Origin of the sequence: Flavobacterium sp. UBA4854, from assembly GCF_002399805.1 — a bacterium.
Taxonomy (GTDB): domain Bacteria; phylum Bacteroidota; class Bacteroidia; order Flavobacteriales; family Flavobacteriaceae; genus Flavobacterium; species Flavobacterium ginsengisoli.
In genome coordinates this window covers 18,303-27,918 of the sequence record NZ_DHEI01000063.1, presented here as the reverse complement: position 1 = coordinate 27,918, position 9,616 = coordinate 18,303, and the positions used below count along the sequence as shown (strand labels likewise).

Annotated in this window: 7 protein-coding genes and 1 riboswitch; all 7 genes read left to right on the top strand. The window is 37.2% G+C overall.

The features are described 5' to 3' along the window. Positions 1-1,017: HEPN domain-containing protein (locus B3J44_RS09060; RefSeq protein WP_286967940.1), on the top strand; the 1,017-nt coding region annotated here is incomplete at its 5' end. Beyond that, entirely contained in the window at positions 1,010-1,783 is a 774-nt protein-coding gene (gene cobA / locus B3J44_RS09055) for a uroporphyrinogen-III C-methyltransferase (RefSeq protein WP_286967939.1), read from the top strand. The genes B3J44_RS09060 and cobA, both read left to right, overlap by 8 nt. A gap of 204 nt (positions 1,784-1,987) precedes the next feature. Next, complete coding sequence (locus B3J44_RS09050) at positions 1,988-2,569, top strand: precorrin-2 dehydrogenase/sirohydrochlorin ferrochelatase family protein (RefSeq protein WP_091493804.1); 582 nt, start codon at positions 1,988-1,990, stop codon at positions 2,567-2,569. 178 nt (positions 2,570-2,747) lie between these two features. After that, on the top strand, positions 2,748-3,800 hold the full coding sequence (locus B3J44_RS09045; protein WP_073412897.1) for an NAD(P)/FAD-dependent oxidoreductase: 1,053 nt from the start codon (positions 2,748-2,750) through the stop codon (positions 3,798-3,800). A 532-nt stretch (positions 3,801-4,332) separates the two neighbouring features. After that, positions 4,333-4,449: riboswitch (SAM riboswitch) on the top strand. Between the two features lie 326 nt (positions 4,450-4,775). Next, positions 4,776-5,780 carry a homocysteine S-methyltransferase family protein gene (locus B3J44_RS09040; protein ID WP_286967936.1) on the top strand — a complete coding sequence of 335 codons (1,005 nt, stop codon included), beginning with the start codon at positions 4,776-4,778 and terminating at the stop codon, positions 5,778-5,780. Positions 5,781-5,921: 141 nt separating this feature from the next. Then, entirely contained in the window at positions 5,922-8,597 is a 2,676-nt protein-coding gene (gene metH, locus B3J44_RS09035; protein ID WP_286967935.1) for a methionine synthase, read from the top strand. A gap of 90 nt (positions 8,598-8,687) precedes the next feature. Continuing rightward, on the top strand, positions 8,688-9,616 hold a 929-nt coding region (gene metF, locus B3J44_RS09030; RefSeq protein ID WP_286967934.1), incomplete at its 3' end, for a methylenetetrahydrofolate reductase [NAD(P)H].

Below are 9,616 nucleotides of genomic sequence, written 5' to 3'. Positions count from 1 at the left end.
CGTTTTTCATTGCGTCAAAATATTGTAATACGTCACATAAAAGAAGAGAATCTTCCTTTCTTTTATCAAGAATTAGCCAAACTTGACTTTGTTCAATTAGGATATAATTCAGTTGGAGATATTACGGCATGTCCGGGTACTGATACTTGCAACTTGGGGATTGCAAGTAGTACCGGTATTGCAGAAGAATTAGAAAGAGTTTTAAGCACAGAATATCCACAGTATTTAAACAACCGTGAAATCGAAATCAAAATTTCAGGCTGTATGAATGCCTGCGGACAACACAATATGTCTGCAATTGGATTCCAGGGAATGTCTATCAACTCAGGAAAATTAGTTGCTCCGGCTTTACAGGTTTTACTTGGCGGAGGAAGATTAGGAAATGGCGCTGGACGTTTTGCTGATAAAGTAATTAAAGTGCCTAGTCGTAGAGGTCCAGATGCGTTGCGTACCATTTTAAATGATTTTGATGCCAACGGAAGCGGACAAAAATTCCTTGATTATTATGATACAAAAGGAGAGAAATATTTCTACGAAATCTTAAAACCTTTCGCAGATGTAACCAATTTAGCAGAAGCTGATTTTGTAGATTGGGGTAACGCAGACAATTACGTAAAAGCAGTTGGAGTTGGAGAATGTGCCGGAGTTGTGATCGATTTAGTGGCGACATTATTGTTTGAAGCTAAAGAGAAATTGATCTTGGCTCAGGAATCTTTCGACGAGAAAAAATGGTCAGATGCAATTTACCATGCATATGCAGGATTTGTAAACGGTGCAAAAGCATTGTTATTGGCTGAAAACCAAAAAACAAATCATCACGCAGGAATTGTGGATTTGTTTGATACTGTTTTCATTGATACAAATAAAATCGAATTAAACTCAACTTTTAAAGACTTGGTTTACCAAATCAATAAAAATGAACCATCAGAAGCTTTCGCTAAAGATTATATTGCTCAGGCAGTCGTTTTCTTTGATAAAATCGAAACTTTCAGAGCACAGGAATTAGCAAATGCATAATATAAAACCCAAAATAACTTTAGTCGGTGCAGGTCCGGGCGATCCCGATTTACTGACGCTGAAAGCTGTAAAAGCATTGGCTGAAGCTAATGTGGTTTTATACGACGCTTTGGCCAACGAAGAAATTCTGGATTACGCACCGAAAACTGCCATCCGAATTTTTGTTGGAAAACGAATCGGAAATCATGCTTACACGCAAGATCAAATCAATCAATTGATTGTAGATAATGCACTGACATACGGAAATGTAGTTCGATTAAAAGGCGGAGATCCATTTATTTTTGGAAGAGGTGGAGAAGAAATTGATTTTGCAGAAAGTTTCGGAATAGAAACTATCGTAGTTCCAGGAATTTCATCAGTTGTTGCCGTTCCTGCAAGTCAGGGAATTTCAATAACAAAACGTGGTGTTTCAGAAAGTTTTTGGGCTATTACAGGAACAACATCGGATAGAAAATTATCTTCAGATATTGCCTTATCGGCGAAATCTTCTGCAACTGTTGTGATTTTGATGGGAATGCACAAATTGCATCAAATCATCGATTTGTTTCAAAAAGAAGATAAAGGAAATTTACCCGTTGCGATCATCCAAAACGGAACAACAGCAGAAGAAAAAGTTGGTGTTGGAACTGTAGATTCGATTCTAAATATTGTAAAAGAAAAAGAATTAGGTTCGCCAGCGATTATTGTTTTAGGCGAAGTTGTAAGAGAAAGCAATAAGTTAAAAGGTTTTTACGAAGAATTTCTATCAAAAGAAATTGCAAGATAAAGTTCCGAAGGAACGGTTCATATTGTAGCGTCGGCTTTCAACCCGATGTACGCAAAGAATTGAAAATGCCAGAATCAATACGTATTGCCAAAGGAAATGTTCCTAACGGAACAATTTATAGGTAAACGTTCCCAATAAAAATGTTCCGTTAGGAACATCTGATTGGTAAATCATCTAATTTTGTTTAGATGAAATTAAATTAAAATGGAACAAAACGAATTATATCCAATATTTCTAAAGCTTCACAATTTAAATGTCTTGATTGTAGGCGGAGGAAATGTAGGTCTGGAAAAGCTTTCGTTCTTGCTAAAGTCAAGTCCGAATGCTAATGTTGAGGTAGTTGCACCGGATTTTCATTTAGAAATTAAGGTTTTAGCAGAAAAACATCCTTCAATTAAATTGACGGAAAAAAAGTTCAAAAAGAAAATGCTCAAAAAACGTCACATGGTAATTGCCTGTACAGACGATTTGAAAGTAAATAAAAAGGTTTACGATTTAGCCAGAAAACGTTATTTAATTTGCAATATCGCTGACACGCCAGATTTATGTGATTATTATTTGGGCGGAATCGTAACAAAAGGAAATGTAAAAATCGCCATTTCAACCAACGGAAAATCGCCAACAACGGCAAAGAGATTGCGTGAGTTTTTCGAAGAAGTAATTCCTGAAGATATCAATCAAATGGTTGAGAATCTAAATGAATATCGAAAAACGCTAAAAGGCAATTTCGAAGAAAAGGTTAAAAGGATGAATGAGATTACCTCTTCATTAAAAAATAAGGAATAAAAGAGTTCCAGAGGAACGTTTCATATTGTAGCGTCGGGTTTTAACCCGATGAACGAATGAGATTAAAAAATAAAGAGTAAAAAAGTTTCGGAAAGAAATTAATGATAAAAATCATTGAAAGTACAAGGATTTATTCGTTTCTTTGCGTTATTAAGAATGATTATAAACAACAACCATAATGATTAAAACAGATATACTTATAATTGGAGCAGGCCCAACAGGTTTATTTGCCGTTTTCGAGGCAGGATTATTGAAATTAAAATGCCACATTTTAGATGCTTTGCCTCAGCCAGGAGGACAGCTTTCAGAGTTATATCCAAAAAAACCAATTTATGATATTCCTGGATTCCCAGAAGTATTAGCCGGAGATTTAGTTGACGGATTAATGGAACAAATCAAACAATTTGAGCCAGGATTTACATTAGGAGAACGCGCTGAAACAGTTGAAAAGCAAGAAGACGGGACTTTCATTGTAACTTCAAACAAAGGAACTAAATTCCACGCGCCGGTTATCGCAATCGCTGGAGGATTAGGAAGTTTCGAGCCTCGTAAACCACTTATCGAAGATATCGAGTTTTATGAAGATAAAGGAGTAAAATACTTCATCAAAAATCCTGAGAAATTCAGAGATAAAAGAGTTGTTATTGCAGGAGGAGGAGATTCAGCATTAGACTGGTCAATTTTCTTAGCAAACGTAGCTTCAGAAGTAACTTTAATTCACAGAAGAAACGAATTTAGAGGGGCTTTAGATTCTGTAGAAAAAGTACAGGAATTAAAATCAGCTGGAAAAATTAAATTAATCACTCCGGCAGAAGTTATCGGAATCAATGGTGCTGAGCATGTTGAGTCATTAGATATCGAAGAAAACGGAGCACACCGTAAAATCGAATGTGACTATTTCATCCCACTTTTCGGATTAACACCAAAATTAGGTCCAATCGGAGACTGGGGATTAGAAATTGAGAAAAATGCTATTAAAGTAAACAATGCATTAGATTATCAAACTAACATTCCGGGAATCTTCGCTATTGGAGATGTAAATACATATCCAGGAAAATTAAAGTTGATCCTTTGTGGTTTCCACGAAGCAACTTTAATGTGCCAAGCTGCGTATTCAATCATCAACCCAGGTAAAAAATATGTATTGAAATATACAACAGTTTCTGGTGTAGACGGTTTTGATGGAACTCGTAAAGAAGCGCCTAAAGCGGTTGTTAAGGCGATTGTTTAATCGAAGGTGCTGAGGTTCTAAGGGACTAAGGCGCTAAGGTTTTTTAAATATTGTAAAGCCCAAACTTTTTAAAGTTTGGGCTTTTTTAATTACTATGAATAATCCCAGAGGGATGACATATTTATAGAATAAAATTGATGTCGTTTGACAAAGAGCTCCAGCGGAGCGAAATATATGTCGCTCCGCTGGAGCTCTTGTGTTGTGCTGGTTGTTTTTCTATAAATATTATGCTCCTCCGGAGCTGAACACTATAGCAAAAAATGTATAGAACATAGCCAGTGGTTTCAACCACTGGAACACAACGTATGAACACAACAACGTATGAACACATCGCATAATCAATGCGGATATGATCATACAAACCAAATTATCACAATACGTTCCCCGCGGTTGAAACCGCGGGCTATATTTGAAAAACAGAAGCTAAAAAACCTTAGAACCTTAGCATCTTAGTCCCTCAGTACCTTAGAAAAAAAACATTTGCAAATAGAAAGCCTATTTCATACCTTTGCACTGTTCTTAAAATTATTGTTCGTTATCACGAAAGGCGGAGGGATAGACCCGATGAAACCTTAGCAACCCTTTATCATAAAGAAGGTGCTAAATTCTACTTTATACGACATTTTCCAGTATTAAAGATAGATAACACAAATACATACTCGTATTTCTCAAAACTTTTCTCGATAACATATAATATTTACTGAAACAGATGCTGTATCAGGAGCGAATCATTGGTGCATTTTTGCTTTCAATAGTTCCCGCTGTACACAAATATCTTTTATTCTGAACCCCAGAATAAAAGGATATTTGCTTCCATCGGGGCTAATGAGCCAACAATAGTGCACTTTTGGAATTAATGTGAAAAATATCGAAGGTAAACCCGAAAGGTTTTTAAAACCTGTCGGGTTTAAATAGATCCTTCAAAATTAAAAATAAAAAAAGCTTGGCGCCTTAGCGTCTTTGCGGCAAAACAACATGGCAGTAACAATTCAAGAAGCAATAAAAAAAAATATCCTAATCCTTGACGGAGCAATGGGGACAATGTTGCAACGCTATAATTTCTCTGAAGAAGATTTCAGAGGAGAGCGTTTCAAAGATTTCCCACATCCGTTAAAAGGAAACAACGATTTACTATCCCTAACACAACCACAAGCAATCCGCGATGTTCATGCCGCTTATTTTGAAGCTGGTGCTGACATCGTAGAAACCAACACCTTCTCAGGAACGACAATCGGTATGGCCGATTATCACATGGAAGATTTGGTTTACGAGTTAAACTACGAATCGGCAAAACTTGCACGCGAGGTTGCCGATGAGTTTACCGCTAAAAATCCAGAGAAACCTCGTTTCGTAGCCGGTTCAATTGGCCCGACAAACCGTACAGCAAGTATGTCACCAGACGTAAACGATCCAGGTTACAGAGCCGTAACGTTTGACGATTTACGAATCGCGTACAAACAACAAGCAGAAGCTTTAATGGACGGTGGCTGTGATTTGCTTTTAGTAGAAACAATCTTTGATACATTAAATGCAAAAGCAGCACTTTTTGCAATCGAAGAAGTAAAAGAAGAACGTAATCTCGATATTCCAATCATGGTTTCAGGAACCATTACAGATGCTTCAGGAAGAACGCTTTCAGGACAGACAGTTGAAGCATTTTTGATTTCAGTTTCACATATTCCGTTGTTAAGTGTAGGATTCAATTGCGCTCTTGGAGCCGATTTGTTGAAACCGTATTTAAAAACATTAGCACACAATACGAGCTTTAATGTTTCGGCGCATCCAAACGCTGGATTACCAAATGCATTCGGACAATATGATGAAACGCCAGAACAAACTCAGGCTTTCATTAAAGAATATCTAGATGATAATTTGATTAATATCATTGGCGGTTGTTGCGGAACAACTCCAGATCATATCCGATTAATGGCTGAGGTTGCGAAAGACTATAAACCGAGAGTAGCGACGGTTTTTGAATAATATTCGTATTCCTGCAAGGTTTTCAAAATCTTGTAGGTATGATTTATTGAGAGTTAAAAAATAGAAGCCTACAAGGTTTTGAAAACCTTGCAGGTTGAATTGAGAATAAAATGTTCCGTAGGAACAATGGATTGGTAGAAAATGACAGAAAAAAGAAGAGACCTTGTATTATCAGGATTAGAACCGTTAATTATTACGCCGGAAAGTGTTTTCGTGAATGTTGGTGAGCGTACAAACGTGACAGGTTCAAGAAAATTCTTGAGATTAATCAAGGAAGAGAAATATGACGAGGCGCTTGATATTGCAAGACAGCAGGTAGAAGGTGGAGCACAAATCATCGATATTAATATGGATGAAGGAATGCTTGACGGTGTTACAGCGATGACTAAATTTTTGAATTTAATTGCTGCGGAACCAGACATCTCGAGAGTGCCGATTATGATCGACAGTTCGAAATGGGAAATCATCGAAGCAGGTCTAAAAGTAGTACAAGGGAAAAGCGTTGTCAACTCGATTTCGTTAAAAGAAGGAGAAGAAGCCTTTATTCATCATGCTAAATTAATCAAACGTTACGGAGCAGCTGCTATTGTAATGGCTTTTGATGAAGTTGGTCAGGCCGATAATTACGATCGTAGAGTGGAGATTTGCCAGCGTTCGTATGATATTTTGGTGAACAAAGTAGGATTCCCTCCGCAGGATATTATTTTCGATTTAAATATTTTCCCAGTTGCAACGGGAATGGAAGAGCATAGATTGAACGCTTTGGATTTCTTTAGAGGGACGAAATGGGTTCGTGAGAATCTTCCGCACGCACATATTAGTGGTGGAGTAAGTAACGTTTCGTTTTCTTTTAGAGGAAATGATACCGTTCGTGAAGCCATGCACTCTGTGTTTTTATACCACGCGATCAAAAACGGAATGACGATGGGAATCGTTAATCCGGAGATGCTTACGATTTACGATGATATTCCGAAAGATTTATTAGAATACGTTGAAGATGTAATTCTGGATAGACGTGACGATGCTACTGAAAGATTGTTAGATTTTGCAGATAGCGTAAAAGGTGAAGCAAAAAGCGATGAAAAAACGGTTCAAGAATGGCGTTTTGGAACGGTTCAAGAACGTATTACACATTCGTTAGTAAAAGGAATTGACGCTTTTATTGAAGAAGATGTTGAAGAAGCACGTTTGGCAGCGACAAAACCAATTGAAGTTATCGAAATCAATTTGATGGCCGGAATGAATGTAGTTGGAGATTTATTCGGAAGTGGAAAAATGTTCTTGCCTCAGGTGGTAAAATCGGCTCGTGTAATGAAAAAAGCCGTGGCCTATTTATTGCCTTTCATTGAAGCAAGCAAACAAGCCGGAGATAAACAAGGAAACGGAAAAATCTTGATGGCAACCGTAAAAGGTGACGTTCACGATATTGGTAAAAACATCGTTTCGGTAGTTTTGGCTTGTAACAATTATGAGATTGTAGATCTTGGTGTTATGGTGCCTCCGGAAAAAATCATTGCAGCGGCGATTGAACATGAAGTTGATATTATTGGATTAAGCGGACTGATCACGCCTTCGCTTGATGAAATGGTTTATTTAGCCAAAGAATTAGATAAACAAGATATTAAAATCCCGATTATGATTGGAGGGGCAACCACTTCGCGCGCGCATACTGCCGTGAAAATTGCACCTCAATATAGAGAAACTGTAATTCACGTAAACGATGCTTCGAGAGCTGTTACTGTTGCAGGAAATTTGTTAGATCATAATAGAAAAATATACGCTGCCGATATTCGTGCAGAATACGATTCGTTTAGAGAAACGTTCTTAAATCGTTCAAGAGATAAGAATTTCTTAACGATTGAAGACGCTCGTAAAAACAAATTACCATTGGATTGGAGTGAATATACTCCAGTTAAACCAAAAGTAATCGGTGCACAAACGATCGAAGTAGAATTGGATGTTTTGGTTCCGTATATCGACTGGACGCCGTTTTTCCAGACGTGGGAATTGTACGGAAAATATCCAGCAATTTTGACAGATGAGGTTGTGGGTAAAGAAGCGACTTCTGTTTTTAATGATGCTCAGGCAATGCTGAAAGTAATTTTAGCAGAGAAAAAACTAAAAGCAAAGGGTATTTACGGAATTTTCCCTGCGAATCAGGTAAATGATGACGATATCGAATTACGTGATGAAAACGGAAAAGTTTTGGAGAAATTCTTAACGCTTCGTCAGCAGTCGCAAAAAACAAAAGGTGCTCCAAACATCGCTTTAGCCGATTTTATTCTGCCAAAAGAAAGCGGAATAGAAGATTATATGGGAGCTTTTTGTGTAACGACAGGTTTCGGTGTAGACGAATGGGCGGCGGAATATGAAAAGAATTTAGACGATTATAATTCGATTATGGTAAAAGCGCTTGCCGATCGTTTTGCTGAGGCTTTCGCCGAATATCTTCATGAGAGAGTGCGTAAAGATTTCTGGGGTTATGACAGCGAAGAATCTTTAACAAACGAAGAATTGATCAAAGAAAGTTATAAAGGAATTCGTCCAGCTCCAGGTTATCCGGCTTGTCCAGATCACTTAGAGAAACCAACCATTTGGAAACTCTTAGATGTTGAAAAACAAATTGGAGTGAAGCTAACAGAAAGTATGGCAATGTGGCCAGCTTCATCGGTTTCAGGATATTATTTCGGAAATCCAAAAAGCCGCTATTTTGGACTTGGAAAAATAAAAGAAGATCAGGTTACAGATTACGCTAAACGCCGAAATGTACCGCTTGATTACGCAATGAAATGGTTAAACCCTAATATAGCAGATTAACGAAAAAGTTATTTTAGTTTCAGGTTTCAGGTTTCAAGTTCTCTACAGCAACTTGAAACCTGAAACCTGAAACCTGAAACAAAAAAAGAAATGAAAGTAACAGAACATATAGAAAACGCCAAAGGAAAAACATTATTCTCATTTGAAATTATTCCGCCTCAGAAGGGGAAAAGCATTCAAGAACTATACGATAATATTGATCCGTTAATGGAGTTTAATCCGCCATTTATTGATGTAACGACTTCTCGTGAAGAATATATTTATATTGATAAAGGTAACGGACTTTTAGATAAGAAATTAACTCGTATGCGTCCGGGAACGCTTGGTATTTGTGCTTCTATAAAGCACAAATACAATGTTGATACGGTTCCGCATTTGCTTTGTGGCGGTTTTACCAAAGAAGAAACCGAGTATATGTTGGTTGACTGTCATTATTTAGGAATTAATAACGTAATGGCGCTTCGTGGTGACGCTATGAAAGATGAACAATCTTTCGTTCCAAAAGCTGGAGGAAATCATTATGCAATTGATTTAGTAAAACAAATTAAAGACTTAAACTGCGGACAATATCTGCACGAAGTAATCGATGCCGATAATAAAGCCGATTTCTGTATTGGAGTTGCAGGTTATCCAGAAAAGCACTTAGAATCTCCTTCTTTACAATCGGATTTAAAAAGATTAAAAGAAAAAGTTGATGCAGGAGCTGATTATGTAGTAACGCAGATGTTTTTTGATAATTCGAAATATTTTGCTTTCGTAGAAAAAGCAAGAGAAATGGGAATCACAATTCCGATTATTCCTGGAATTAAACCAATTGCCGTTCAAAGACATTTACAGGTTTTACCACAAATTTTTAGAATCGATTTGCCAGAAGATTTAATCGATGCAGTAGACAAATGCAAAAATAACGCTGATATTAGACAAGTAGGAGTCGAATGGGCGATTCAGCAATCATTAGAATTAAAAGCAGCTGGAGTTCCTTTTTTACACTATTATTCGATGGGTAAATCTGAGAATAT

What these genes read in the sequence shown, in the direction of transcription:
- B3J44_RS09045 (WP_073412897.1), top strand. Translation starts at nt 2,748, where the DNA reads ATGATTAAAACAGATATACTTATAATTGGAGCAGGCCCAACAGGTTTA.
- B3J44_RS09040 (WP_286967936.1), top strand. Translation starts at nt 4,776, where the DNA reads ATGGCAGTAACAATTCAAGAAGCAATAAAAAAAAATATCCTAATCCTT.
- metH (WP_286967935.1), top strand. Translation starts at nt 5,922, where the DNA reads ATGACAGAAAAAAGAAGAGACCTTGTATTATCAGGATTAGAACCGTTA.
- B3J44_RS09050 (WP_091493804.1), top strand. Translation starts at nt 1,988, where the DNA reads ATGGAACAAAACGAATTATATCCAATATTTCTAAAGCTTCACAATTTA.
- cobA (WP_286967939.1), top strand. Translation starts at nt 1,010, where the DNA reads ATGCATAATATAAAACCCAAAATAACTTTAGTCGGTGCAGGTCCGGGC.